The organism is Streptomyces sp. NPDC102406 (assembly GCF_044765725.1).
Taxonomy (GTDB): Bacteria; Actinomycetota; Actinomycetes; order Streptomycetales; family Streptomycetaceae; genus Streptomyces.
In genome coordinates, this window is sequence record NZ_JBIWKP010000004.1 from 314,613 (window position 1) to 337,973 (window position 23,361).

Below are 23,361 nucleotides of genomic sequence, written 5' to 3' on the forward strand. Positions count from 1 at the left end.
GTGCGGCTGCTCGGCGGGCGGGTGCCGTCAGCGGCCCGCGATCCGGTTGATCCGGTCGATCGCCCGCTCGAACCCCCGCGTCAGGTCGTCGAAGACGGCCTGGACGCTGCGCTCCTCGTTCATCCGGCCGACGATCTGGCCGACGGGTGTGCCGAGCAGCGGGTCGACCTCGTACTTCTGGATCCGCGAGACCGCCTCGGCGACGAGCAGTCCCTGCAACGGCATCGGCAGGGTGCCGGGGCCCGACGGGTCGTCCCAGGCGTCCGTCCACTCCGTGCGCAACTGTCGGGCGGGCTTGCCGGTGAGGGCGCGGGAGCGCACCGTGTCGCCCGAGCCGGCCGCGAGGAGTTTGCGGGTGAGGGCGGGCGAACTCATGTCGGCCTCCGTGGTGGTCAGCCACACCGAGCCGAGCCAGACGCCCTGCGCGCCGAGCGCGAAGGCCGCCGCGACCTGCTGGCCGCTGCCGATGCCGCCGGCGGCGAGTACCGGCAGCGGGGCGACGGCCTCGACGGCCTCGGGGGTCAGCACCATCGACGCGATCTCGCCGGTGTGGCCGCCTGCCTCGTAGCCCTGGGCGACGACGATGTCGATGCCCGCCGCGGCGTGTTTGCGGGCGTGCCGGGCGCTGCCCGCGAGCGCGGCGACGAGGACGTCGTGCTCGTGGGCGCGGGCGACGACGTCGGCCGGGGGTGAGCCGAGCGCGTTGGCGAGGAGTGTGATCGGGTAGTCGAAGGCGACGTCGAGCTGGCCGCGGGCGACCTGTTCCATCCAGCCGGTGATGCGCCAGCCGGACGCCTCGCCCGCTTCGAGTTCGGGCACGCCGTGCTTGGCGAGGGTGTCCCGGACGAACTGCCGGTGGCCTTCGGGGATCATCGCCTCCACGTCCGCCTCGCCGACGCCCTCGACCTTTTTGGCGGGCATGACGACGTCGAGGCCGTAGGGGCGGCCGTCGGCGTGCGCGTGCAGCCAGTCCAGGTCGCGGGCGAGGTCCTCGGGCGCCGTGTAGCGGACCGCGCCGAGCACGCCGAGGCCTCCGGCCCTGCTGATGGCGGCGGCCACCGCGGGGAAGGGGGTGAAGCCGAAGACGGCGTGCTCGATCCCCAGTGTGTTGCTCAGCTCCGTCTGCATGCGCGCAGGATGCCGCAGCGGGCCGGACGACGGAAGGGCTTTTCTGATGCCGCGTCAGTTTCTTGGAGCGGGCGCCCGGCGGGCGCCCGGCGGGCGCGGGGTGGTTGACACGAGGCAGCGCTGACATGAAAGTTTCACCAGTCCAAGGAGATCCCGAAAGATACTTTCAGGAGGCCTGTTCATGAGCTCAGGGGACCAGGACAGATCACGCGGCGGCCTCACCCGGCGCCAACTGGGTGCGGCCGGGCTCGCGTTGGGCGGCGCCCTCGCCCTCACCCCGTTCCCCGCGGGCCCCGCCGCTGCCGCCGAGCGGCACACGAAGCGGCGACCCACCCTGCGCCACGGCTCCCCCGAGCGCGCGGGCCTGCTCGCCGGCCACCTGCGGCAACTGGTCACCGACGCCGAGAAGTTCCTCGGCCCCTCCCCCACCCACCCGTGGTACGCGGGGGCCGTCCTGCTCGCGGGCCGCGGCGGCACGGTGGCACTGCACCAGCCCATCGGCAAGGCGGTGCGCTACGCGCGCTACGACGAGACGGCCGACACCGGTGTCGAGTTCCCCGCGGAGCAGCAGATCGACATGGCCGAGGACACCGTCTTCGACCTGGCCTCGGTGTCGAAGCTGTTCACGTCGATCCTCGCCGTGCAGGAGATCGAGCACGGCGCGCTGGAACTGGAGGCGACGGTCGCCTCCTACCTTCCGGAGTTCGCCGGCGCGGGCAAACAGGACGTGACTGTTCGTCAACTCCTGACGCACACCTCGGGTTTCCGATCCTGGATCCCGCTGTACAAGGAGACGACGCGGGAGGGACAGCTCCGCCTGATCTGGAACGAGGCCCTGCTCAACCCGCCCGGCACCGCGTACCTCTACTCGGACCTGAACCTCATCTCGCTCCAGTTGGTCCTGGAGAAGCTCACCGGCAAGCGTCTCGACGTGCTGCTGCGCGAGCGGATCACGGGGCCGCTCGGCATGACCCGCACCCGCTACAACCCGCCCGCCGACTGGAAGCCGGGGATCGCGGCGACGGAGGACGCCCGCGCACCGTGGTCGGGGCTCGACCGCGGCCTCGTATGGGGCGAGGTCCACGACGAGAACGCGTTCGGGTTCGGTGGCGTCGCGGGTCACGCCGGGGTCTTCTCCAGCGCCTGGGACCTGGCGATCCTCGGCCGGACCCTGCTCAACGGCGGGGTCTACGGCAGCGCCCGCATCCTCTCCGAGAAGTCGGTGGAGCTGATGTTCACCGACTTCAACACGGCCTTCCCCGGCGACGAGCACGGCCTCGGCTTCGAGCTCTACCAGCACTGGTACATGGGCGCGATGGCGACTCCGCGCACCGCCGGCCACACCGGCTTCACCGGCACCTCGATCGTCCTCGACCCGACGACCGACTCCTTCCTCATCGTCCTGGGCAACTCCGTCCACCCGGTGCGCAGTTGGCGATCCGGCTCCGCTCCCCGGGTCGCCGCGGGGAACAACATGGCCCGCGCCGTCGCGGTGCGCCCCGCGCACGGCCGCACCGCCTGGTTCTCGGGCACGGCGAGCGCCGCCTCGGCCACCCTGACCCTGCCGGACCTGCGCCTGAGCACATCCGGCGCCCGGCTGACATGCGCCCTGTGGTGGGACACCGAACCGCACGCCGACCGCCTCTTCCTGGAGGTCTCGACGGACGGCGGCACGACCTGGACAGCGCTGCCCTTCACCACGGACCGCGGTGACGACCACCCGACGGGCACGGTGGACGGTTACGCGGACCGCGTCTGGCACCGCCTCACCGCGGACCTCGGCGGACACGACGCGGCCTCCGTGCGCGTGCGGTGGCGGTACACGACGGACAAGCTGTACGTGGGCCGCGGGGTCTACGTGGACGGCGTACGGGTCACCGACGGACGCCGCGTCGTCTTCGACGAGGCCCGCCCGGCCGACTCCTCCCGCATCGAGGCGGTGGGCTGGACCGCGTCCCGGGACTGACGCGGGGCCGGGGTCACCGGCCGAGCACCGCCATGGCCGCGTTGTGCCCGGGGACGCCGCTGACCCCGCCGCCGCGCACGGCTCCGGCGCCGCACAGCAGCACGTTGGCGTGCGCGGTCTCCACGCCCCAGCGGCCGGTGCCGTCCCCGGCGTACGGGAAGGACAGGGGGCGGTGGAAGATGTGGCCGCCGGGCAGGCGCAGGTCGCGCTCCAGGTCCAGCGGCGTCCGCGCCTCGACACAGGGGCGGCCGTCGGCGTCCTCGGCGAGGCAGTCGGCCAGGGGCTCGGCGAGGTGGGCGTCGAGCTGTGCCAGCGTGGCGGCGAGGAGAGCGGCGCGGGCGGCGTCGTTGTCCTGCCTGAACAGGCGCGCGGGGGTGTGCAGTCCGAAGAGGGTGAGGGTTTGGTGGCCGCGCTCCACCAGTTCCGGGGCGAGGATCGTCGGGTCGGTCAGGGAGTGGCAGTACAGCTCGCAGGGCGGGACGCTCGGCACCGTACCGGCGGCGGCCTCGGCGTACGCGGCGGCCAACTGCGCGTAGCCCTCGGCGACATGGAAGGTACCGGCGAACGCCTCGCGCGGGTCGACGGACGTGTCCTTGAGGCGCGGCAGCCGCTTCAGCAGCATGTTGACCTTGAACTGGGCGCCCTCGGCGGGCGGGGGCGCGGGCGCGCCGAGGAGCCGGGCGAGGTCCTGCGGGGAGGCGTTGACGAGCACGTGCCGGGCGGCCACGGTGCCCTCACCGTCCTCCGTCCTGTACGTCACCTCGGCGCGCCGTCCGTCGGTCTCGACGCGGGTGACCTCGTGCCCGGTGACCAGGTCGGCGCCGGCCGCGCGGGCCGTGGCGGCGAGGGCGTCGGTGAGCGCGCCCATGCCGCCGACGGGCACGTCCCAGTCGCCCGTGCCGTTGCCGATCACGTGGTAGAGGAAGCAGCGGTTCTGGGCGAGCGAGGGGTCGTGCGCGTCGGCGAACGTGCCGATCAGCGCGTCGGTGAGGACGACGCCGCGCACCAGATCGTCCGCGAAACGCTCCTCGACGGCGACACCGAGGGGCTCCTCGAAGAGCAGCCGCCAGGCCGCGTCGTCCCCGACGCGGTCCCGCAGCGCGGCACGGGTCGGCAGGGGTTCGGTGAGGGTGGGGAAGATCCGTTCGGCGGCGTGCCGGGTGGTCGCGTAGAACCGGCTCCACGCCTCGTACTCGCGCTCGCTCCCCGTGAGCCGGGCGAACGCGTCGCGGGTGCGGTCCGCGCCGCCCCCGACCAGCAGCCCCGTGGGGCGGCCGGCGCGGACGGTCGGCGTGTACGAGGACACGGTCCGCCGCCGGACGGCGAAGTCGAGCCCCAGCTCGGCCAGGATCTTCCTGGGGAACAGGCTGACCAGGTAGGAGTACCGGGAGAGACGGGCGTCCACGCCGGGGAAGGGGCGCGTGGAGACGGCGGCGCCGCCGGTCGTCCCGAGGCGTTCGAGCACGGCGACGGTGCGACCGGCGCGGGCGAGGTAGGCGGCGGCGACGAGACCGTTGTGGCCACCGCCGACGATGACGACGTCGTACTGATCCTGTACGGGCATGCCCCTTGGTAGCACTCCCGGCAGCGGGCGGCACCCCTGGCGCCGGGATCAGGCGCCCCGCTGCCGCAGCTCGGCCACCCGCCGGTGCAGCCGCACCGCCTCCGTCCCCCGCCCCAACTGCTCCAGGCAGTGCGCCTCGTCGTTCCGGCTGGCCAGCGTGGAGGGGTGGGCCTCCCCCAGCACACGCTGCCGGGCGTCGGCCACCGCGCGGTACTCGGCCAGCGCGTCGTCCCAGCGCCCCAGCCAACCGAGGCCGACCGCGACCTCGCGGCGGCTGACGAGGGTGTCGAGGTGGTCGGCGCCGAGCACCCGCCGCCGGATCGCGCACACGTCGCGGGCCTCCGCGAGGGCCTCCTCCCAGCGGGCCATGCGGCCGAGGTTGACGCCGAGGCCGTGCCGGGCGCGCAGCGTCTCGGGGTCGGTGGGGCCGCTGACCCGGGTCCGGTCCTCGATCAGGTCGCGGTAGAGGGTGAGCGCTTCGGCGCTGCGGCCGAGCCGGCCCAGAGCGATGCCCACCTCGTACCGTGCGGCGAGGGTGTCCGGGTGGTCGGGGCCGAGCGCCTGCGCCCGCGCCTCGGCCACGTAGCGGTAGGTGCGCAGCGCCTCACCCCAGCGCCCCAACTGGCCCAGCGTGTAGCCGACTTCGCAGCGGGTGACGAGGGTGTCGGGGTGGTCGGGGCCGAGGACGCGGGCGCGCGCCTCGGCGACCTCGCTCGCCATGCGGTGGGAGTCCTCCAGGCGTCCGAGACGGCTCAGGTTGAAGGCGAGGTTGTGGCGGCAGCGCAGGGTGTCGGGGTGGTCGGGCCCCATGGCCCGCTCACGGGCGGCGAGGACCGCGGTGTAGACCTCGTGCGCTTCGAGGTGGCGGCTCAACTTGCCCAGGACGTAGGCCACTTCCTGGCGCGCGCCGAGCGTTTCGGGGTGGTCGGCGCCGAGCGCGCGGGCGCGTCCGTCGACGACGCGCCGGTACTCGCGCAGCGCGTCGGCGGCGCGGCCGGTGCGGCTCAGCGAGAAGGCGACCTCGTAGCGGCTGGCGAGGGTGTCGGGGTGGTCGGGGCCGAGGGCGTGCTCCCGTTCGGCCGCGACGGCGCGGTGCACCTCGCCCGCCTCGGCCCAGCGGCCGAGCCTGCCGAGGCTGAGCCCCGCCTGGTGGCGGGAGACGAGGGTGGCGAGCAACTCCGGTGCGGGCGCGGGCCGTTCCGTCCGTTCGTCGGGCGCGGGCCAGGCTCCCGCGGGCCGCGGGATCCACTCGCCGGACAGGGCGGTCGCGGGTTCCGGCGGGCCCTGGAGGGGGCCCGCGCCACCGGTGGCCTTGTGTCCCGTGGTCATGCCCCGCGTCCAGGACGGCAGGCGCGGCTCGCGCGAGAGGGGCTGTTCGGCGACGGTCCGGGCGTCCGCGTCCGGCACGATCCGCGGGGCCCGCACGGTGGGTACGTACACCCCGCGGGCGGCGCGTCCGGTGGCGATGCGGCGCCCCAGCTCGGTGGCGTCGCGCGGCCGTTGCCCCGGGTCCTTGGCGAGCAGGTCGAGGATGATGCGTTCGACGTACGCGGGGAGTTCGGGGCGGTGGCTGCGCGGCGGCTCGGGCGGGGTGTCCCGGTGCCCGACGAGGACGGCCCAGGCGTCGTCGAGGTCGAAGGGCGGCGCGCCGGTGGCGATCTCGTACAGCACGCAGCCCAGCGAGTAGAGGTCGCTGCGCCGGTCGACGTGGGCGCCGCCGATCTGCTCGGGGGACATGTAGTGCGGGGTCCCCATGGCGATGCCGGTGCCGGTGAGGCGAGCGGTGAAGCCGATGTCGTGGCCGAGGCGGGCGATGCCGAAGTCGCAGATCTTCGCCGTGCCGTCGGCCAGCCGCACGATGTTGGCGGGCTTCAGGTCGCGGTGCACGATGCCCTGGTCGTGGGTGTAGGCGAGGGCGTCGGCGATCTGTCCGGCCATGTCGACGATGTCGTCCACGGGCAGCGGGTGGTGCCGGTTGGCCTCCAGGAGTTCGCTGAGGTTCTTTCCCTCCAGCAGCTCCATCACCAGGTAGAGAATGCCGTCGTACTCGCCGAAGTCGTGCACGACGGTGATACCGCGGTGCTGGAGCGCCGCCGCGACCCGCGCCTCCCGGCGGAAGCGCTCCCGCAGTACCCGGGTGAAGGACTGGTCGCGCTGCGGTCCGAGCGGCTTGAGGCACTTCACGGCGACGTGGCGGCCGAGCGATTCGTCGCGGGCGCGCCACACCTCGCCCATGCCGCCTCGGCCGATCTGTTCGAGCAGCCGGTACCGCCCGTGGATCAGTTGGACGTTCCGGGTCTCCCCCGACTCCGACATGGTCCCTCGTCGCCCCCGTCGCCTCGCCGCGCCCTCCCCTGGCTCAGTATGGCTACCCCGGTGCCGACTTTGTACGGCGCGGGGCGGGCGTCGGGACCGAGTCGTGCCATGGCGCGCAGGATGTGTTTGGGGGGCAGTTGCCAGCGCACACGGGCGGGGACAGCGCGCAGCACGGTGCCGGTGGCCCGCAGGCGGCGGGTGGTGACGGCGGGGGCCGGAGCACGTCGGCCGTACAGCTCGTGGGCGTACGGGGGCAGCGAGGCGTACGCCAGGTGGGCCACGCGCCGCCACAGTGCCGCGCGCGCCGGGACGAGCAGCGGGTGGGTGGGCGGCCGTCGCAGGAAGTCGTCGACGACGCGCGCCTCGGGTCCCGCGGCCAGCTCCGGCCGTACCGACGCGAAGTACGCCGCCAGCTCGGCGCGGCTGCCCGGCACCCGGTCCGGGTCGAGACCGACGAGGCGGGCGCTGGTGCGGTGTTCGGCGATGTACCGGTCGGCGTGCGCGTCGGTGAGGCGGAACCCCGAGCGGCGGGCGACGTGCAGGTAGGAGTCGATCTCGGCGCAGTGCACCCACAGGAGCAGGGCGGGCTCGTCGACGCCGTACCGTTCGCCCGTGTCCGGGTCGGTGGCGGTCAGCCGCCGGTGGATGGCGCGGACCCGGGCACCGGCCTTCTCGGCCGCCTCGCTGGTGCCGTACGTCGTCGTCCCGACGAAGCTCGCGGTACGCATGAGGCGGCCCCAGGCGTCGCGCCGGAAGTCGGAGTTCTGCATGACGCCGCGGACCGCGCGCGGGTGCAGTGCCTGGAGGTACAGGGCGCGGATGCCCGCCACCCACATCATGGGGTCGGAATGCACCTGCCAGGTCACCGAGCCGGGTCCGAACAGTCCTGGGTCCGGGGTGCCCGTCCGGGTCGCGCCGGGCGCGTCAGCGGCGTACACGCGGCATCCCCAGCCCGATCCACGAGATGATCTCGCGCTGGATCTCGTTGTTGCCGCCGCCGAACGTGAAGATGACGGCCGAGCGGTAGCCGCGTTCGAGTTCACCGTGGAGCACGGCCCCTGCGCTGCCCTCCTTCAGGGCGCCCGGCGCGGCGACGACCTCCATGAGCCGGCTGTACGCACGGCGGCGCGCCTCGGAACCGTAGACCTTGACGGCGGAGGCGTCCTGCGGCTGGAGGGTGCCCTGGTGGACGGCGTCGACCATCTGCCAGTTGAGGAGTTTCATCGCGTCCAGCTCGGTGTGGGTCTGGGCGAGCCGCTTCCTGACCCAGCCGAGGTCGATGACGCGGCGGCCGTCGGCGAGCTTGGTCTCCATGGCCCAGCGCTGGACGTCGTGCAGGGCGCGGATGGCCGTGGTGCCGTGCGCGGCGAGGGTGACGCGCTCGTGGTTGAGCTGGTTGGTGATCAGGCGCCAGCCCTTGTTCTCCTCCCCGACGCGGCGCGAGACGGGGACGCGGATGTCCTCGTAGTAGCTCGCCGTGGTGTCGTGCGAGGCGAGGGTGTTGATGACGGTGCAGGAGTAGCCGGGGTCCGATGTCGGGACGAGCAGCATCGTGATGCCCTGGTGGGGCGGGGCGGCTGGATCGTCGAAGGCGGTGCGCACGGCGAGCCAGACCCAGTCGGCGGTGTCGCCGTTGGTCGTCCAGATCTTCTGCCCGTTCACGACGTAGGTGTCGCCGTCCCGGACGGCGCGGGTCTTCAGGGCCGCGAGGTCGGTGCCCGCGTCGGGTTCGCTGTAGCCGATCGCGAAGTCGAGCTCTCCGGAGAGGATCCTCGGCAGGAAGTACTCCTTCTGTTCGTCCGTGCCGTAGCGCATGATCGTGGGACCGACCGTGTTGAGCGCCATGAGGGGCAGCGGCACGCCCGCCTGGGCGGCCTCGTCGAAGAAGATGAACTGTTCCATCGGGGTCAGCCCGCGCCCGCCGTACTCCTTCGGCCAGCCGACCCCGAGCCAGGTGTCGGCGCCGAGACGGCGCACGATCTCGCGGTAGAAGCACTTCTGGGCGGCCGGTTCCTCGTAGCGGGCGTACGCGTGGTCGGGCACGAGCTCGGCGAAGTAGTCGCGCAGCTCGGCGCGCAACTGCTGCTGCTCGGGCGTGTATGCGAGGTGCACGGCCCCTCCTGGCGGTCGACTGAGCGGCGTCGGCGCGGTGTTGACGGCGCACACAGTAGAACCCGTTCCAGAAATTGGGAATGCCCGTCAGGCGAGGATCGCCAGGAAGTCGGTGCAGGCCCGTGCGCAGGCGCGGCACCGCTCGGCGCAGTCCGCGGCCTCGGGGACCGCGTCGCAGGCGTGCGCGCACTCCAGGGCGACGGCGCGACACCACTCGACCTGGAGCCGCAGCCCGTACTCGTCCTGGATGCCGTCCTCCGACAGCAGGCGGCAGGTCGCGTCGCAGACCTCCACGCACAGCAGCAGGGACCGTCGCAGGCCGTGCCGTGTGCTTTCCCGCTCGGTGTCGACGGCCGGTGCGCGGCGTACGGGGCCGTGCAGCGGCGGGGCGACCGGGCCGGGCTCCAGGGCGCTGACGCGCACGGCCCCGGCGCGGGCGCACTCGGTGCAGGCCTGGGCGCAGGCGAACCTGGCCTCCAGGAAGCGAACGAGCGCGTCCTTCGGCGGGTCGGTCATCAGGGCGGGCTCGGCGCCCTCGGCGCCCTCGGTGGTCTCGGTGGTCTCGGTGCCAAGACGCGGTTGTTTCGCCAGGGGGGTCACCGGCCCGGCTCCTCTCCACGGAACGGTCTGCTGACCGGCCGGGTAGCCGCATCGCCGGTGGCCAAACTGGCTCGACGGCGGGAGACCGCTCAATTCCCCCACCACAGGCGGCGCACAGGGGCACTTCCGGCGCATCCGTCACACCCGCGCTCCCCCTGGCGTGCCGCTCCGGAAGAAGCACCTGCGGACCGGCGCCGTGGTTTACGGCGTCACCGGGCCGGTTACTCACCATCGATGTCGGCGCGCACCGGCGAACCACCCCACGATCGCCTCGCCGTCGCCGCGCGCCCGCTCACCTTTCCGTGATCACCCTTCACACATTGCGAGTCGCCCGGTGGCCGATCCCGAGAAGTCCGGTACGCGGGAGGACCGCAAGACCCGTCTGACGGTCTTGGTGGCCCTCTCCGCGAATCTGCTCATAGCCGTGGCCAAGGCGGTCGGCGGCCTCATCGCCGGATCGCCCGCGCTGCTGTCCGAGGCCGCGCACTCGGTGGCCGACAGCCTCAACGAGGTCTTCCTCCTCGCCGCGCTGCACCGCAGCCGCCGCCCGGCGGACCGGCAGCACCCCTTCGGCTACGGCAAGGAGCGGTTCTTCTGGTCGCTGCTCGCCGCGGTCGGCATCTTCGTGATGGGCGGCTGCTTCTCGTTCTTCCAGGGCTTCGAGGCGCTGACGGGCCCCGCGCCGAAGGAGACGCACTCGGGGTACGTCGCGGGTCTCGTGGTCCTCGGTGTCGCGCTCCTCGCCGAGGGCGGCTCCCTGGTCCGCGCCGTCCTCCAGGTCCGCGCCCAGCCCGGCGAGGGCATCGGCTCCGACCCGGCGCTGCGCACGGTCCTCGCCGAGGACAGCACGGCGGTGCTCGGCGTGCTGCTCGCCGCGGGCGGCATGGTCCTGCACATGGTCACGGGCGGCATCGTGTGGGAGGCGTCGGCGTCCCTGGCGATCGGCGCGCTCCTCGTGTACGTCGCGTACCGCCTCGGCAAGACCGCCCGCGAGCAGCTCATCGGCGAGGCCGTCGACCCGGAGCTGCGCCGCGAGATCCTCGAACTCCTCGACTCCCAGCCGGAGATCGACTACGTGGCGGCGCTGCACACCATGCGGCTCGGCATGGACTCGACGCTCGTCGCGGCCCGTATCGACCTCGCCCCCGGCATCGAGAGCGAGGCCCTCGAGCTGGTCAGCGAGCGCATCAAGAAGGCCATCAAGGACGCCTGGCCCGAGGCCGACCAGATCTTCCTGGACGTGGTGGAGGTGCCGGCCGGGGTGCGCGAGTGACCGCACCGCCCGGCTGATTCGGGGGTGCGGACCCGGGTACTGGTGCAGCCACGCGTACGCCGGCCGCAGGGGCCGGCAGGGGAGGTCCGATGAGCCACGTGACGGCGGCGGTGCTGGTGCTCGACTGCGCGGAACCCGAGGAGCTCTGCGAGTTCTACCGGGTGCTCCTCGACGGGAAGATCCAGTCGCAGGAGGGCGGCGGCCGGATCGAGCTGGTCGGGGCGGGCGGCACCCGGATGGCGTTCCGCCGCGACCTGAACGCCGTCCCCGCGAGCTGGCCCCGCCCCGACGACTCCCAGCAGGCCCATCTGGACCTGCTGGTGGCGGCCGAGGACCTGGACGAGGTGGAGCGGCAGATCGTCGGCCTCGGCGCCCGGCCGCTGGAGACGCGCGGCAAGGGCCGCACCGAGTCACGCCTGTACGCCGATCCGGCCGGGCACCCGTTCTCGCTGCGCAGCACGGAGGAGTTCGTGAAGCCGAAGGCGAGCTGACCGGGCGCGTCACGAGGACGGTGCGGGGTACTCGGCCCCATGCGGTCGGCGCTGTGGCCGCATGCCCGTCCTTGGGCTCTACCGGCCCGCTTCTGTCCGAAAAGAGGTTCACTCATGAGCGCCAGTCCGCGCGCCCCGCACCCCGCGGAGACCCAGCACGAGGTCAGGGGCCGTGTCCGCACCTGCCTCCCGGCCCGCCGTGACAGGGACGAGACCGGCGGGGGCGACACCGAGCGGGATTCTGACTGGAATCTGGTGCGCGGGGAGGACTGAGGGTCTCCGCCTCGACCGCGTTCCGGCATATGCTGTGATGCCGACCGAGGGGAGGCACCCGGCGATGCCCACCGCTGAACGGCCCAAGATCCTGGTCGTCGACGATCGCGAGGACACCCTTTTCGCGATGGAGAGCGCCCTCGCCCCGCTCGGTTACCCGATGGACCGGGCGAACACCGGGGACGACGCGCTCAAGGCGGTGCTGCGCGGCGGCATAGCGTTGGTCCTGCTGGACGTGCTCATGCCCGACGTCAGCGGTTTCGAGGTGGCCCACTACATGGCGCGCCTGGAGCAGACCCAGGACATACCCATCATGATGATCACGGGCGCGGGTCAGGACCCCGCGCTCGCCGTCCGCGCCTTCGAACTCGGCGTCGCCGACTATGTCGTCAAGCCGGTGGAACCGTGGGTGATGCGGACGAAGGTCCGCTATCTGTACGAGACGAGCGCACGACTGCGCGCACTGCGCGAGCGCCTGCGTACGTACGAGAACGACGAGAACCGTCCCACCGCCTCCCCCGAATTCGCGGGCAGCTCACTCATCCGCCCCGCCTGACCGCGTGCCGGTTCTCACACCTGCTCGGCGCCCCGCCCCGCCCATGTGGTTGTACAGTACAACTTGGTTAGAGTTGTATATGCCAACCCCGTGGAGGTCCTGCCCATGCCCGCCGACAACAGAGCGGCGCTGCGCCACGTCCTGACCCATCTGCTCACCCCGCTCCTGATGTGCGTGGGCATGGGTCTGGCCTATCTCGGCGCCTTCGCCGCTCCCGAGCCGCACCACCTGCCGGTGGCCGTCGTCGGTCCGGGCCCCGAGGCGAAGGTCTTCGCGCAGACCGTGCAGGACAAGGCGGGCGACGCCCTCGACGTGACGACGCTCGACTCCCGCGACGCGGCGGTGCACGAGCTGCGGACGCGGCACATCGACGGCGCGTACGTGCTCGGCGACAAGGCGCCGGAACTCGTCGTGGCCTCGGCGGGCTCCGACACCACGGTCTCCGTCGTCCAGAAGGTCTTCACACCGATCGCCACGCGGCAAGGTGTTCCGCTCAAGGTGACGGACGTGGCGCCGCCCGTCTCCGACGACCCCACGGGTCAGGGCCTGTTCTTCCTGCTCGTCGCCCTGAGCATCGGCTCGTACGCCTCGGTGGCGGTGCTCGGGGGAGCGGGCGGCGCACTGCGGATGCGGACGCGGGCGCTCCTCGTGGTCGGCGTCTCCGCGGTGGTCAGCCTGCTCGGCGCGGCGTTCGCGGGGCCGGTCTTCCATCTCGCGCACACCGGCCTGTGGGGCCTGTGGGGCATGGCCTGGGTCTACTCGGCGGGGATCCTGCTGATCGGCGTCGGCCTGCACACGTTCCTGAAGCGCTGGACGACGCTCGCCGTGATGGTGCTGTTCGTGATGCTCAACTTCACGAGTTCCGGCGGTGTCTTCCGCCCCGAGCTCCAGAACGGGTTCTTCGGGAGCCTGCACGCCTTCTGGAACGGCGCCGGCTTCGTCGAGGGGGCCCGCAGTCTTCTCTACTTCGACCACTACGACCTGGGTCACTACGTGGGGACGCTGGTCGCGTGGCTCGCGGTGGGCGCGGTCGTCCTCGCGGTCGCGGCGGCGGCCGAACGGCGGCAGCGCGGCGCGCTCGCCGTAAAGAAGGCCCCGGCCGAGGACGAGGAAGAGGAGGAGTTGGAGGAGGCGGTCGGCGTCTGACCGCCGCTCCCCCGGACAGCACCGGGCCCCGCGCATCCGACGGCGCGGGGCCCGGTCGCGTACAGGCTCTCAGACGCCGTGCGACACCTTCTTGGCCCGGCCGCGCAGCATGAACGCCTCGACGATCTCCACGACGCCCATGGCCACCAGCCAGCAGCCGCCGACCAGGGTGAGGACGGCGACCGATCGGAACGGCGACACGATGAGCACGATGCCCGCCATCGCGCTGACGATCCCGAGGAAGATCTGCCAGCCGCGCGCGGGCATCGCGGGATCGGACGCGGCGGCGGCGGTCTGGGTGATGCCGCGGAACAGCCAGCCGATACCGATCCACAGGCCGAGCAGCAGGATCGACTGCATCGAGCCCCGGAAGCAGAACAGGCCGAGGAGGATCGAGACGGTGCCGCTGATGAACGCCATCACGCGCAGCCCCGCCGTCACATGGGTGCCGAACGCCGTGACCAGTTGGAAGACGCCGCTGACCACGAGGTAGACGCCGAACAGGACACCGGCTGCCCACAGGGACGCGCCGGGCCACACGAGGACGAGCACCCCGAGGATCAGCGCGGCGACGCCCGCGAGCAGGACCGCCTGCCACGCGACGTCGGCGAGTCTGCCGAGCGGGCCCTCGGGGCCGCGCGGCGGCCCGTCGTGCTCGGTGCTCCGGTGCCGGCTCTGCGGTTCGTGCGGTGCTTGGGTCATGTCCGACTGTTCGCGCCGGCGTCCGCCGCACGCCACCGGGATAGGGCCGAACGGGTGACGCCCCGCGGTGGAGGCGCAGAGGGCTCCTCGTGCCGCGGCTTCGGCGCGGGACGACGCGACCGGGAGCAGGGGGAGCAGCACAATGGACGTATGACCGCCCTTCCGGCGCCCGGTTCCTTCCCGGTCCGCCGCGTCTACGATCCGGCCCTTCCGTCCGACGGCGCCCGCCTGCTGGTCGACCGGCTGTGGCCGCGCGGCCTCTCCAAGGAGCGGGCCGCGGTCGACGAGTGGCTCAAGGACATCGCGCCGTCCAGGGAGCTGCGCTCCTGGTACCACGAGGACCGCGACAGGCGGTACGAGGCGTTCGCCGAGCGCTACGGCGCGGAGTTGGCCGAGCCGGTCCGCGCCGAGCTGGTCGCGCACGTACGCGCACTTGCCCGGCGGGGCTCCGTCACCCTGGTGACCGCGGTGAAGGACATCGAGCACAGCCACGTACCCGTGCTCGTACGCCATCTCGAACGCAAGCCCGGCGAGCCCGGGGAGCCCGGGGAGCCCGGGGAGGGGTCCGCCGGACGGATCTGAGGCGGCTCAGGCGGCCAGGCACATCGTGCCGCGCCCCCGGGAGCCGCCCGCGCTCGCGCCGAGCGCGGTGACCGCGGTGACGGAGACCGGCCCGCGGACCTGGGCGGCGCGCGCCAACTCGCCCTGCGCGAGCGCCAGTACGTCGACGAGCCCGAGGCCGAGTGCGCCCGCCGCCGCGGCGAGCATCTCCGAGGAGGCCTCCTTGCGACCCCGCTCCACCTCGGACAGGTAGGGCATGGAGATCCCCGCCACATCGGCCACGTCCTGCAAAGTCCTGCCCTGCGCCCGCCGCCGACGGCGCAGCACGGCTCCGACGACATGCCGCCACAGCGGCTCCTGAGCGGTGGCGGGACGGGGCCTGCGGGGTTCGGGGTAGCTGCTCATCGGCCCAGATTACGGCGGGCCGTTCGCACGGGGACCGGGCTTCGCCCAGGGCGATATCGCTCAGGACACCCGCGAGGCGCGGCGGTCCAGGACGTCGAGGACGCGCCTGCCCCAGCGCAGGTACTCCTGCTCCAACGCGATGCCGCCGAGCAGCGTGAGATACGGGCCGACACGCTCCGCCTCCGCCAGGAACTCGTCCTCGCCGAGGCCGCCAAGCAGATGGTGCCGCACCCGTTCGTAGCGGGCGAGCTTGCCCTGGGCCCAGGACATGCGCTCCTCGACGTGCGCGCGCACCGCGTCGAGGTCACCGGCGTCGGCGGCCTGCACCTTCACCATCAGTTCGTCGCGCATCGCCATCGGTTTCGGCTGCCTGGCCGTGAACGCGGCGAGATCGGCGCGGCCCGCCTCGGACAGCCCGAACATCCGCTTGTTCGGCCTGCGTTCCTGCGGCACGACCCGCGCGTCGATCAGTCCCTCGCCCGCCAGCCGGTCCAGCTCGCGGTAGAGCTGCTGCGGCGTCGCGGCCCAGAAGTTCGACACGGAGACGTCGAAGATCTTCGCCAGGTCGTATCCGGACGCCTCACCCTCCAACAGGGCGGCCAGGACCGCGTACTTGAGAGACATATGGACACCTTACAACGAGGCGATTATTCTCACCCACACCTATTCAAATAGTTGTCTATGAGAGGGAGGCGGGGTCCATGCATCCCTTCCGCGCGGCGGTGGAGAAGGGCGACCTGGCGGCCGTCGAGGCCATGCTGGCCGAGAACGTGCTCTTCACCAGCCCGGTCGTGTTCAAGCCGTACTCGGGCAAGGCGATCACCGCGGCGATCCTGCGCGGCGTCACGCGGGTCTTCGAGGACTTCCGCTACGTACGTGAGATCGGCGACGCCGACGGGCGGGACCACGCGCTGGTCTTCGAGGCGCGGGTCGGCGACCGGAAGATCACCGGCTGCGACTTCCTGCATGTCGACGAGGACGGCCTGATCGACGACTTCATGGTGATGGTCAGGCCCCTGTCGGCGGCGCAGGCGCTGGCCGCTGCGATGGGCGAGGAGTTCGACCGGATAGGCCGGGAGGCGGCCGGCGCGTGAGAGAGCGGGGCGCGCGGCCGTGGCGCCCCTCTTCAGCGCAGGTCGTCGTCCCCGGCCTGGTCGACCAGTTCGAAGACGACCTCCCCGCAGCCGGGGTCGGCGTGGGCGCCTCGCGCGGGGCGCACCGTGGCGCCCACCCACACCATGTGCGGGGCCGTCCCCACGATCCGGCAGGGCACCACGAAATCCTCGGGGAACCGGACCAGCGCCTCGTTGCGTGCCACTCCGGTGCCGCGGTGGACGACGCGGGACTGCATCACGACGCCGGGCCCCGCGCTGTGCTCCGTCTCCAGATCGCTCGACGCGCAGACCGGGCACAGCAGCCGCCGGAACGACGCGGTGCCGCACCAGCGACACCGCTGATGGGCGAAGCCCGCACCGGTCTCCGTGGTCGGCGTCATGACGCCGACGCCGCTCCTGAACGTCCCGGTCGTCGCTGACATCACTCGGTCTCCCCGCGCTCGTCCGCCGCGCGCCGGGCTGCGGCCACGGCGCTCTCGCAGCGTATGACACTCAGTGCCGCGCGTAAAGACACCGAGTACCCCTCCAGGGCGGTTCAACCGTCCCTGAGGGCCGCCTCCACCTGCTGGATGACGCGCCACATCGGGGCCCCCTTGGCCGCGACCATGACGACCACCTCCTCGTCGGCGTCCGCCGGAGCGGGGGCCGCCGGGGCCGAGCCCCACACCTGCCGCACGAGATCGAGGGCGCGGTCCACGGCCACCTCGGCATCGCCCTCGCCGCCCGAACGCAGCCAGGTGCGCAGCGCGTTGTTGTGCGCCGCGACCACGGACGCCGCCACGACCTCGGCCCGCAGCGCGCCGTCCGGCCTCTCCTGCCAGCGTCGGCGCAGATACCCGGCGAGCGTGCGCTCGTAGCGCCGCACCACGGACAGCTCGTAGGTGCGCAGACCCGGCACCTCGCGGGTCAACCGGTAGCGCTGCACGGAGAACTCGGGGTTCGCGGCGTACATCCGCAGGACCAGCCGCGCGCCGCCGCACACCACCTCGACGGCGTCCCGGTCGTCCCCGGCCGCGTCCAAGAACGCCGTCATGTCGGCCAGACAGCTCTCGTGGTCCGGGAAGACGGCGTCCTCCTTGGACGGGAAGTAGCGGAAGAACGAGCGCCGTCCGACCCCGGCCCGCGCCACGATGTCGTCCACGGTCGTCCGCTCGAAGCCGCGCTCCAGGAACAGCGCGAACGCCGCCTCGGCCAGCACCTCCCGCATGGGTGCCTTCTTCTGTGCCCCGGTGACCTCGCGCGCCTCGCTCATGCCGGGAACGTAACACCGCGCACGGCGGTTTGGCACTACGTACCTTTACACAGGGAACTGAGTGCCATACGTTGGCGTCGTAGACGTGCGAGGACGCTCTGAGCGAGGAGAGCCGGCGTGAGCTTGAGGATCGTTGTCACTGTGAAGTACGTGCCCGACGCCACCGGCGACCGGCACTTCGCTGATGACCTGACTGTCGACCGTGATGACGTGGACGGTCTGCTGTCGGAGCTGGACGAGTATGCGGTGGAGCAGGCGCTGCAGATCTCGGAGAACTCCGATGACGATGTGGAGGTCACCGTGTTGACGGTGGGTCCCGAGGACGCGAAGGACGCGCTGCGCAAGGCGTTGTCGATGGGTGCGGACAAGGCGATCCATGTCGAGGACGACGATCTGCACGGCACGGATGCGATCGGGACGTCGCTGGTGCTGGCCAAGGCGATCGAGAAGGCCGGTTTTGATCTGGTGGTCTCGGGGATGGCGTCGACGGACGGCACGATGGGGATCGTGCCGGCGCTGGTGGCCGAGCGTCTGGGGGTGCCGCAGGTGACGTTGTTGTCGCAGGTCGCGGTCGAGGGCGGGACGGTGACCGGGCGCCGGGACGGTGACAGTGCCTCGGAGCAGTTGGAGGCGGCGCTGCCGGCGGTGGTGTCGGTGACCGACCAGTCCGGTGAGGCGCGCTACCCCTCGTTCAAGGGGATCATGGCGGCGAAGAAGAAGCCGGTGGAGTCCTGGGACCTGTCGGATCTGGGTATCGAGGCCGGGCAGGTGGGTCTGGAGGGTGCCTGGAGCGCGGTGGAGTCGGCGGCCGAGCGTCCGGCGCGCACGGCGGGCACGATCGTGAAGGACGAGGGTGAGGGCGGCAGGCAGCTCGCCGAGTTCCTCGCGGGCCAGAAGTTCATCTAGGCCCGAACGGCGGCCTTGTGCGGCCGCTCGCTCAGGTCCCCCCTTCTCATCCTTCTTTGACTTGCAGGAGATTGAAGTCCCATGGCTGAAGTTCTGGTCTACGTCGATCACGTGGACGGTGCGGTCCGCAAGCCCACGCTGGAGCTGCTGACGCTGGCCCGCCGGATCGGTGAGCCGGTCGCCGTCGCGCTGGGTGCCGGTGCCGGTGACACGGCGGGTGTGCTGGGCGAGCACGGTGCGGTCCGGGTGCTCACGCACGAGGCGGCCGAGTACGCCGACTATCTGGTGGTGCCGAAGGTGGAGGCGCTGCAGGCGGCGGTCGCGGCGGTGTCGCCGGCCGCGGTCCTGGTGCCGTCGTCGGCGGAGGGCAAGGAGATCGCGGCGCGTCTGGCGCTGCGGATCGCCTCCGGCATCATCACCGACGCCGTCGATGTGGAGGCCGGTGAGCTGGGTCCGGTGGCCACGCAGTCGGTGTTCGCCGCTTCCTACACCACCAGGTCGCGGGTCTCCTCCGGGGTGCCGGTCATCACCGTCAAGCCGAACAGTGCGCCGGTCCAGGCGGCTCCGGCCGCGGGTGCGGTCGAGGCGCTTGAGGTGTCGTTCTCCGAGGCGGCGACGGGTACGAAGGTGACCGGGCGGACCCCGCGGGAGTCCAGCGGGCGCCCGGAGCTGACCGAGGCCGCGATCGTGGTCTCCGGTGGCCGGGGCGTGAACGGTGCGGAGAACTTCTCCGTGATCGAGGCGCTGGCCGACTCGCTGGGCGCGGCCGTGGGTGCCTCCCGGGCGGCGGTGGACGCGGGCTGGTATCCGCACTCCAACCAGGTCGGCCAGACCGGCAAGGCCGTCTCGCCGCAGCTCTACATCGCCAACGGTATCTCCGGGGCGATCCAGCACCGGGCCGGTATGCAGACCTCGAAGACCATCGTCGCGGTCAACAAGGACGCCGAAGCCCCCATCTTCGACCTCGTCGACTACGGCGTCGTCGGCGACCTCTTCGACGTCCTCCCCCAGCTCACCGAGGAGATCAAGACCCGCAAGGGCTGACCACCTCCGCTGCTTCGCACGGGCACCTCGCTACAGGTGCCCGTGCATCCGGTGCGCCTCGACCAGCTTCATCCGGGACGACTCGAGGCGGTGCGCCATCACCTCGGCCACGCCGTGCAGCAGGGTCATGCCGAGGGCCGGCTCCAGATCGCAGAGGCCGCGCACCGCGCCCGCGTCGAACTCGTAGGCCCGCACCGGGCTGAACGCCTCGGCGCCGAAGTCCCACTCGTAGGGCGGGAACAGCCAGGACCAGCCGAGCAGGTCGCCCGGTTCGAGCGGTTCGATGGGAAGCGTGGTGCGGTCGGAGACCCGCACGTCGAGCGTGACGATGCCGGTGCGGATGATCCAGAACCGGTCGGCCCGCTCCCCCTCGTCGAAGATGCGGGTGTCCTGGGGGAAGGAGACTTCCTCCGCCAGGGCCATCAGCCGCTCGCGATAGGCACGCGGGAGCCGGTTCAGCAGTCGTGTCCGAGCCGTCATGGCGCAACACCTCCACCGTCGTGTCGTTCCAGCGTACGTACGCCACGACCGGGGCCGGGATGGCGGACCATCGCCCGAAAAGAGTAGTTCCTCCGCCCTGTCCGGCGCATCTGGACCACATGGCGTAAGCGGAGCGCGAGTGCGTGCTCACGCACCTACGTTTCCGGCATGGCGACATTCTTCGGCTTTCGCGCCGGCATCTCCAGGGTGTGCGTGGTGTCAGGACTGTGTGCGGCGTTCGCCGCGGGTGCCGTCGCAGGCCCCGCCGGGGCCGCGGCCCCCTCCCCCGCACCGCCCGCCGCACCCTCCCTGTCCGCGCTGTCTTGGGAGGTCATGGACGCGCGGTCCGGGCAGGTGCTGGCGGCGAAGGCACCGCACCGCCGACTGCCGCCCGCCAGCACACTGAAGACGCTGTTCGCGGTGACGCTGCTGCCGAAGCTGCGCCAGGACACCGCCCACAAGGCCACCCACGCCGACCTCGCCCAGGTCGCCGCGGGCAGCAGCCTTGTCGGGGTCGACGAGGGCAGCGTCTACACGGTCGCCGATCTGTGGCGCGGGGTCTTCCTGAGCTCCGGCAACGACGCGGTGCACACGCTCGCGCGGATGAACGGCGGGCTGTCGCGCACCCTCTCCCAGATGCAGGCCACGGCGCGTGAGATCGGCGCCCGTGACACCCAGGTGCGGTCGCCGGACGGCTTCGACACCCCCGGCCAGTACTCCTCCGCGCACGATCTGGCGCTCATCGCCCGTGAGGGCTTCAAGAACCCGGACTTCCGGCGCTACATGGGCACCAAGTGGGCCCGCTTCCCGGCTTCCGGCGGCCCGAAGGCGTTCGGGATCCAGAACACCAACCGGCTGCTGGTGGGCTCGCACGGCGTGCGGCCCTACTCGGGGCTCATCGGTGTCAAGAACGGCTACACGTCCCAGGCCGGAAGCACCCTCGTGACCGCCGCCACCCGCGGGGACCGCACGGTCCTCGTCACCGTCATGAACCCCCGACAGGGCTCCTTCAACGCGGTCTACGAGGAAGCGCGCACCCTGCTCGACTGGGGTTTCGTCGCCATGCCGAAGCACCCGGCGCACAACGCGGGTCCCCAACACGCGCCCGCGGCGCACAAGTTGGCAGCCGCCGCCGTCGCGCCGCCCGCGCCTGCGCCGCCCTCGGACTCCGGACCGGGGCTGACCCGGCACCTCGGTGCCGCGGCCGCGCTCCTCGTCCTGTCCAGTGCGCCCCTTCTTCTGCGTGGGCGGCTGCGCCGACGCCGCAGCGGCGGCTGACGGGCCGGGCCGTCAGCCATGCCCCCGGCGTCCGCAGCGGGAAGCCGCCGCCCGCCCTGGGCGCTGCTCGCCGTGCTCCTGCTGGCCGGTGTGCTGCTCGTGCACCATGGCGCGTCCCGCGCCGACGGTCCGCCGCAGCCCGATCCGGGTGCGGCGCGGCTCGGCACCACGACGCCGCCCGCCGACCCGCTGCCCGCCGCCGTTCCCGTGCGGGTCCGCATCCCGGAGATCGGGGTGGACGCGCCACTGGTCCGTGTCGGCCGTGACCGCGGAGGCTGGCTGGAGGCGCCGCCGCCCGAGGACGACAACGTGGCGGGCTGGTTCACCGGCGCGGTCAGCCCCGGCGAATCGGGCACGGCCGTCATCGACGGCCATGTCGACAACGCGGAAGGGCCCGCCGTTTTCTACGGCCTCGGCTCCCTGAGGAAGGGTCAGCACATCGAGGTCGACCGCGCCGACGGCAGGACAGCCGTCTTCGAGATCCACGGCATCGACGTCGTCGACAAGACCCGCTTCCCGGGCCGTCGCGTCTACGGCAGTACGGGACTGCCCGAGCTGCGCGTCATCACCTGCGGCGGCAGCTACAGCGCACGGGGCGGCTACAGCGGCAACGTCGTCCTGTACGGGCTGCTCACAGCAGTGCGCCCACCCGCGTGACGAGTCGTCGGGGTGGGGCACCACCGGATCAGACGCGGCCTCCGGTCAGCCGCGTCAGCGGTCCCTGGCTGCCGCGTTCCGCGCGGCGCCCGGCCGCGTAGGAGGCCGCGGTCAGAGCGGTCGCCCCGACCGTGGCGCCCGCCGCGACCAGCTTGCGGTTCTTCAGGACGGTCCAGGCGGTGGTGGCCACGGAGGCCACCTGCCCCGCCGCCGCCGTGACGCCCTCGCGGGCGGTGTTCAGGGCGGCGCCCGTCGTCTGCGCGGCGCGACCCGCGGCCTCGCCCGCGCCGGTCGCGGCCTTGGCGGCCCCGGAGCCCGCCGACTCGGCGGCCTTCCCGGCCGCTTCCCCGGCGTCCTTCGCCTTGGCGGCCGTGCCGGTCGCCGCTCCGGTCGCCGTCTTCTGCGCGGTCTTCGTCCTGTTCTCGTTGTCTCGTTGAGTTGCCATGGTCTGCGATTAGCCGTATTCGGCGCGCACAAACAGGCGAACTCTCAAGGACGGGCGAGGAGTTCCAAGGTGTCGATGACCCGGTTGGAGAAGCCCCACTCGTTGTCGTACCAGGCGACCACCTTGATGTGGCGGCCGTCGACCCGGGTGAGCTCCGAGTCGAAGATCGCCGAGGCCGGGTTGCCGGTGATGTCGGCGGAGACGAGCGCGTCCTCGGAGTACTCCAGGACGCCGGCGAGCGGCCCCTGCGCCGCGGTGCGGTAGGCGGCCAGGACCTCGTCGCGGGTCACGTCGCGGGCGACGGTCGTGTTGAGTTCGACGATCGAACCGACCGGCACCGGCACCCGGATCGAGTCGCCGGACAGCTTCCCGTCGAGGTTCGGCAGGACGTGGCCGATCGCCTTGGCGGCGCCCGTCGTCGTCGGCACGATGTTGACGGCGGCGGCGCGGGCGCGGCGGGCGTCGCGGTGCGGGCCGTCCTGGAGGTTCTGCTCCTGCGTGTAGGCGTGCACCGTCGTCATGAACCCGTGCTCGATCCCGGCGAGTTCGTCGAGGACGGCGGCCAGCGGGGCGAGCGCGTTGGTCGTGCAGGACGCGTTCGAGACGATGGTGTGCAGGGCCGGGTCGTACGCGTCGGTGTTGACGCCGTAGGCGAGCGTGACGTCGGCGCCGTCCGACGGCGCGGAGACCAGCACCTTCTTCGCGCCCGCGTCGAGATGCGCGCGGGCGGCCTTGGCGGAGGTGAAGCGGCCGGTCGACTCCAGGACGATGTCGACGCCCAGGTCGGCCCAGGGCAGGTGGGCCGGTTCGCGCTCGGCGAGCACGGTGATGCGGTGGCCGTCGACGACGAGGGCGTCGCCGTCGGCGCTCACCGGGCGGCCGAGGCGCCCGGCCGTCGAGTCGAAGGCGAGCAGCCGGGCGAGGGCGGCGGGCTCCGTGAGGTCGTTGACGGCGACGACCTCCAGGTCGGTCTCCCGCTCCAGCAGCGCGCGCAGGACGTTGCGGCCGATGCGGCCGAAACCGTTGATGGCGATGCGAGTCATGAATGAGGTCCCTTCTCTCTTCACTCTCTTCGCCGTAAGCCTCGCGCG

At 72.4% G+C, this 23,361-nt stretch carries 26 protein-coding genes; 12 read left to right on the forward strand and 14 right to left on the reverse strand.

Features of this window, described 5'->3' with window-relative positions; all coding sequences use genetic code 11:
* Positions 1-27: 27 nt before the first annotated feature.
* Complete coding sequence (locus ACIRF8_RS19450; protein WP_404216456.1) at positions 28-1,128, reverse strand: NAD(P)H-dependent flavin oxidoreductase; 1,101 nt, start codon at positions 1,126-1,128, stop codon at positions 28-30.
* Between the two features lie 181 nt (positions 1,129-1,309).
* Here ACIRF8_RS19450 and ACIRF8_RS19455 point away from each other — a divergent pair, with 181 nt between their 5' ends.
* Complete coding sequence (locus ACIRF8_RS19455) at positions 1,310-3,094, forward strand: serine hydrolase (RefSeq protein ID WP_404216458.1); 1,785 nt, start codon at positions 1,310-1,312, stop codon at positions 3,092-3,094.
* A gap of 13 nt (positions 3,095-3,107) precedes the next feature.
* Here the strand turns inward: ACIRF8_RS19455 and ACIRF8_RS19460 are convergent, their stop codons facing one another.
* The 5 genes from ACIRF8_RS19460 to ACIRF8_RS19480 form a co-directional block, all read right to left on the reverse strand.
* Positions 3,108-4,658 (reverse strand): phytoene desaturase family protein, encoded by a 1,551-nt coding sequence (locus ACIRF8_RS19460; RefSeq protein WP_404216460.1) that lies wholly within the window; start codon positions 4,656-4,658, stop codon positions 3,108-3,110.
* A 48-nt stretch (positions 4,659-4,706) separates the two neighbouring features.
* Positions 4,707-6,974 carry a tetratricopeptide repeat protein gene (locus tag ACIRF8_RS19465; RefSeq protein WP_404216462.1) on the reverse strand — a complete coding sequence of 756 codons (2,268 nt, stop codon included), beginning with the start codon at positions 6,972-6,974 and terminating at the stop codon, positions 4,707-4,709.
* Positions 6,938-7,912 carry an oxygenase MpaB family protein gene (locus ACIRF8_RS19470; RefSeq protein ID WP_404216464.1) on the reverse strand — a complete coding sequence of 325 codons (975 nt, stop codon included), beginning with the start codon at positions 7,910-7,912 and terminating at the stop codon, positions 6,938-6,940. The genes ACIRF8_RS19465 and ACIRF8_RS19470 overlap by 37 nt, the downstream gene beginning before the upstream one ends.
* On the reverse strand, positions 7,899-9,086 hold the full coding sequence (locus tag ACIRF8_RS19475; protein WP_404216466.1) for an acyl-CoA dehydrogenase family protein: 1,188 nt from the start codon (positions 9,084-9,086) through the stop codon (positions 7,899-7,901). Before ACIRF8_RS19475 ends, ACIRF8_RS19470 begins: the two co-directional genes overlap by 14 nt.
* Before the next feature lie 87 nt (positions 9,087-9,173).
* Entirely contained in the window at positions 9,174-9,686 is a 513-nt protein-coding gene (locus ACIRF8_RS19480; RefSeq protein WP_404216468.1) for a ferredoxin, read from the reverse strand.
* A gap of 334 nt (positions 9,687-10,020) precedes the next feature.
* Here ACIRF8_RS19480 and ACIRF8_RS19485 point away from each other — a divergent pair, with 334 nt between their 5' ends.
* The 5 genes from ACIRF8_RS19485 (at position 10,021) to ACIRF8_RS19505 (ending at position 13,425) form a co-directional block, all read left to right on the forward strand.
* Complete coding sequence (locus tag ACIRF8_RS19485) at positions 10,021-10,959, forward strand: cation diffusion facilitator family transporter (protein WP_404216470.1); 939 nt, start codon at positions 10,021-10,023, stop codon at positions 10,957-10,959.
* An 89-nt stretch (positions 10,960-11,048) separates the two neighbouring features.
* A complete protein-coding gene (locus tag ACIRF8_RS19490) occupies positions 11,049-11,450 on the forward strand; it encodes a VOC family protein (RefSeq protein ID WP_404216472.1) in 402 nt (133 codons plus the stop codon).
* 114 nt (positions 11,451-11,564) lie between these two features.
* The gene (locus tag ACIRF8_RS19495; protein ID WP_404216474.1) at positions 11,565-11,723 is read left to right on the forward strand and encodes a hypothetical protein; all 159 of its coding nucleotides are present in this window, start codon (positions 11,565-11,567) and stop codon (positions 11,721-11,723) included.
* A 64-nt stretch (positions 11,724-11,787) separates the two neighbouring features.
* Positions 11,788-12,279, forward strand: a complete 492-nt coding sequence (locus tag ACIRF8_RS19500) for a two-component system response regulator (protein ID WP_404216476.1) — start codon at positions 11,788-11,790, stop codon at positions 12,277-12,279.
* A gap of 105 nt (positions 12,280-12,384) precedes the next feature.
* On the forward strand, positions 12,385-13,425 hold the full coding sequence (locus ACIRF8_RS19505; RefSeq protein WP_404216478.1) for a hypothetical protein: 1,041 nt from the start codon (positions 12,385-12,387) through the stop codon (positions 13,423-13,425).
* 69 nt (positions 13,426-13,494) lie between these two features.
* Here the strand turns inward: ACIRF8_RS19505 and ACIRF8_RS19510 are convergent, their stop codons facing one another.
* A complete protein-coding gene (locus tag ACIRF8_RS19510; RefSeq protein WP_404216480.1) occupies positions 13,495-14,127 on the reverse strand; it encodes an HdeD family acid-resistance protein in 633 nt (210 codons plus the stop codon).
* Positions 14,128-14,277: 150 nt separating this feature from the next.
* On the opposite strand from ACIRF8_RS19510, the gene ACIRF8_RS19515 reads away from it, so the two are divergent.
* Positions 14,278-14,709, forward strand: coding sequence for a DUF488 domain-containing protein (locus ACIRF8_RS19515; RefSeq protein ID WP_404216482.1), 432 nt, complete (start codon positions 14,278-14,280; stop codon positions 14,707-14,709).
* 6 nt (positions 14,710-14,715) lie between these two features.
* Here ACIRF8_RS19515 and ACIRF8_RS19520 read toward each other — a convergent pair whose 3' ends face one another.
* Positions 14,716-15,093: a helix-turn-helix domain-containing protein gene (locus tag ACIRF8_RS19520; protein ID WP_404216484.1), complete on the reverse strand. Its 378-nt coding sequence runs from the start codon at positions 15,091-15,093 to the stop codon at positions 14,716-14,718.
* A 60-nt stretch (positions 15,094-15,153) separates the two neighbouring features.
* Entirely contained in the window at positions 15,154-15,717 is a 564-nt protein-coding gene (locus tag ACIRF8_RS19525) for a PadR family transcriptional regulator (protein ID WP_404216486.1), read from the reverse strand.
* A 77-nt stretch (positions 15,718-15,794) separates the two neighbouring features.
* Here ACIRF8_RS19525 and ACIRF8_RS19530 point away from each other — a divergent pair, with 77 nt between their 5' ends.
* Positions 15,795-16,187, forward strand: a complete 393-nt coding sequence (locus tag ACIRF8_RS19530) for a nuclear transport factor 2 family protein (RefSeq protein ID WP_404216488.1) — start codon at positions 15,795-15,797, stop codon at positions 16,185-16,187.
* Between the two features lie 32 nt (positions 16,188-16,219).
* Here the strand turns inward: ACIRF8_RS19530 and ACIRF8_RS19535 are convergent, their stop codons facing one another.
* The gene (locus ACIRF8_RS19535) at positions 16,220-16,588 is read right to left on the reverse strand and encodes a Zn-ribbon domain-containing OB-fold protein (protein ID WP_404216949.1); all 369 of its coding nucleotides are present in this window, start codon (positions 16,586-16,588) and stop codon (positions 16,220-16,222) included.
* Positions 16,589-16,743: 155 nt separating this feature from the next.
* Positions 16,744-17,460 carry a TetR family transcriptional regulator gene (locus ACIRF8_RS19540; RefSeq protein WP_404216490.1) on the reverse strand — a complete coding sequence of 239 codons (717 nt, stop codon included), beginning with the start codon at positions 17,458-17,460 and terminating at the stop codon, positions 16,744-16,746.
* 117 nt (positions 17,461-17,577) lie between these two features.
* On the opposite strand from ACIRF8_RS19540, the gene ACIRF8_RS19545 reads away from it, so the two are divergent.
* On the forward strand, positions 17,578-18,366 hold the full coding sequence (locus ACIRF8_RS19545; protein ID WP_404216492.1) for an electron transfer flavoprotein subunit beta/FixA family protein: 789 nt from the start codon (positions 17,578-17,580) through the stop codon (positions 18,364-18,366).
* Between the two features lie 81 nt (positions 18,367-18,447).
* Complete coding sequence (locus tag ACIRF8_RS19550; RefSeq protein WP_404216494.1) at positions 18,448-19,410, forward strand: electron transfer flavoprotein subunit alpha/FixB family protein; 963 nt, start codon at positions 18,448-18,450, stop codon at positions 19,408-19,410.
* Positions 19,411-19,440: 30 nt separating this feature from the next.
* Here ACIRF8_RS19550 and ACIRF8_RS19555 read toward each other — a convergent pair whose 3' ends face one another.
* A complete protein-coding gene (locus tag ACIRF8_RS19555) occupies positions 19,441-19,890 on the reverse strand; it encodes a cyclic nucleotide-binding domain-containing protein (protein WP_404216496.1) in 450 nt (149 codons plus the stop codon).
* 168 nt (positions 19,891-20,058) lie between these two features.
* On the opposite strand from ACIRF8_RS19555, the gene ACIRF8_RS19560 reads away from it, so the two are divergent.
* Together ACIRF8_RS19560 and ACIRF8_RS19565 are read left to right on the forward strand one after the other, a co-directional pair.
* Positions 20,059-21,168: a D-alanyl-D-alanine carboxypeptidase family protein gene (locus ACIRF8_RS19560; RefSeq protein ID WP_404216498.1), complete on the forward strand. Its 1,110-nt coding sequence runs from the start codon at positions 20,059-20,061 to the stop codon at positions 21,166-21,168.
* A gap of 18 nt (positions 21,169-21,186) precedes the next feature.
* The gene (locus ACIRF8_RS19565; RefSeq protein WP_404216500.1) at positions 21,187-21,825 is read left to right on the forward strand and encodes a class F sortase; all 639 of its coding nucleotides are present in this window, start codon (positions 21,187-21,189) and stop codon (positions 21,823-21,825) included.
* 28 nt (positions 21,826-21,853) lie between these two features.
* On the opposite strand, the gene ACIRF8_RS19570 is transcribed toward ACIRF8_RS19565, so the two are convergent.
* The gene (locus ACIRF8_RS19570) at positions 21,854-22,270 is read right to left on the reverse strand and encodes a hypothetical protein (RefSeq protein WP_404216502.1); all 417 of its coding nucleotides are present in this window, start codon (positions 22,268-22,270) and stop codon (positions 21,854-21,856) included.
* A gap of 44 nt (positions 22,271-22,314) precedes the next feature.
* Positions 22,315-23,313 carry a type I glyceraldehyde-3-phosphate dehydrogenase gene (gene gap / locus ACIRF8_RS19575; protein WP_404216504.1) on the reverse strand — a complete coding sequence of 333 codons (999 nt, stop codon included), beginning with the start codon at positions 23,311-23,313 and terminating at the stop codon, positions 22,315-22,317.
* Positions 23,314-23,361 lie beyond the last annotated feature (48 nt).

Excerpts from the sequence above, each read along its gene's own strand:
- ACIRF8_RS19565 (WP_404216500.1), top strand. The coding sequence starts at position 21,187 with ATGCCCCCGGCGTCCGCAGCGGGAAGCCGCCGCCCGCCCTGGGCGCTG.
- ACIRF8_RS19460 (WP_404216460.1), bottom strand. The coding sequence starts at position 4,658 with ATGCCCGTACAGGATCAGTACGACGTCGTCATCGTCGGCGGTGGCCAC.
- ACIRF8_RS19570 (WP_404216502.1), bottom strand. The coding sequence starts at position 22,270 with ATGGCAACTCAACGAGACAACGAGAACAGGACGAAGACCGCGCAGAAG.
- ACIRF8_RS19505 (WP_404216478.1), top strand. The coding sequence starts at position 12,385 with ATGCCCGCCGACAACAGAGCGGCGCTGCGCCACGTCCTGACCCATCTG.
- ACIRF8_RS19490 (WP_404216472.1), top strand. The coding sequence starts at position 11,049 with ATGAGCCACGTGACGGCGGCGGTGCTGGTGCTCGACTGCGCGGAACCC.
- ACIRF8_RS19455 (WP_404216458.1), top strand. The coding sequence starts at position 1,310 with ATGAGCTCAGGGGACCAGGACAGATCACGCGGCGGCCTCACCCGGCGC.
- ACIRF8_RS19510 (WP_404216480.1), bottom strand. The coding sequence starts at position 14,127 with ATGACCCAAGCACCGCACGAACCGCAGAGCCGGCACCGGAGCACCGAG.
- ACIRF8_RS19525 (WP_404216486.1), bottom strand. The coding sequence starts at position 15,717 with ATGTCTCTCAAGTACGCGGTCCTGGCCGCCCTGTTGGAGGGTGAGGCG.
- ACIRF8_RS19450 (WP_404216456.1), bottom strand. The coding sequence starts at position 1,128 with ATGCAGACGGAGCTGAGCAACACACTGGGGATCGAGCACGCCGTCTTC.
- ACIRF8_RS19550 (WP_404216494.1), top strand. The coding sequence starts at position 18,448 with ATGGCTGAAGTTCTGGTCTACGTCGATCACGTGGACGGTGCGGTCCGC.
- ACIRF8_RS19515 (WP_404216482.1), top strand. The coding sequence starts at position 14,278 with ATGACCGCCCTTCCGGCGCCCGGTTCCTTCCCGGTCCGCCGCGTCTAC.
- ACIRF8_RS19465 (WP_404216462.1), bottom strand. The coding sequence starts at position 6,974 with ATGTCGGAGTCGGGGGAGACCCGGAACGTCCAACTGATCCACGGGCGG.
- ACIRF8_RS19535 (WP_404216949.1), bottom strand. The coding sequence starts at position 16,588 with ATGACGCCGACCACGGAGACCGGTGCGGGCTTCGCCCATCAGCGGTGT.
- ACIRF8_RS19500 (WP_404216476.1), top strand. The coding sequence starts at position 11,788 with ATGCCCACCGCTGAACGGCCCAAGATCCTGGTCGTCGACGATCGCGAG.
- ACIRF8_RS19540 (WP_404216490.1), bottom strand. The coding sequence starts at position 17,460 with ATGAGCGAGGCGCGCGAGGTCACCGGGGCACAGAAGAAGGCACCCATG.
- ACIRF8_RS19520 (WP_404216484.1), bottom strand. The coding sequence starts at position 15,093 with ATGAGCAGCTACCCCGAACCCCGCAGGCCCCGTCCCGCCACCGCTCAG.
- ACIRF8_RS19560 (WP_404216498.1), top strand. The coding sequence starts at position 20,059 with ATGGCGACATTCTTCGGCTTTCGCGCCGGCATCTCCAGGGTGTGCGTG.
- ACIRF8_RS19530 (WP_404216488.1), top strand. The coding sequence starts at position 15,795 with ATGCATCCCTTCCGCGCGGCGGTGGAGAAGGGCGACCTGGCGGCCGTC.
- ACIRF8_RS19555 (WP_404216496.1), bottom strand. The coding sequence starts at position 19,890 with ATGACGGCTCGGACACGACTGCTGAACCGGCTCCCGCGTGCCTATCGC.
- gap (WP_404216504.1), bottom strand. The coding sequence starts at position 23,313 with ATGACTCGCATCGCCATCAACGGTTTCGGCCGCATCGGCCGCAACGTC.
- ACIRF8_RS19495 (WP_404216474.1), top strand. The coding sequence starts at position 11,565 with ATGAGCGCCAGTCCGCGCGCCCCGCACCCCGCGGAGACCCAGCACGAG.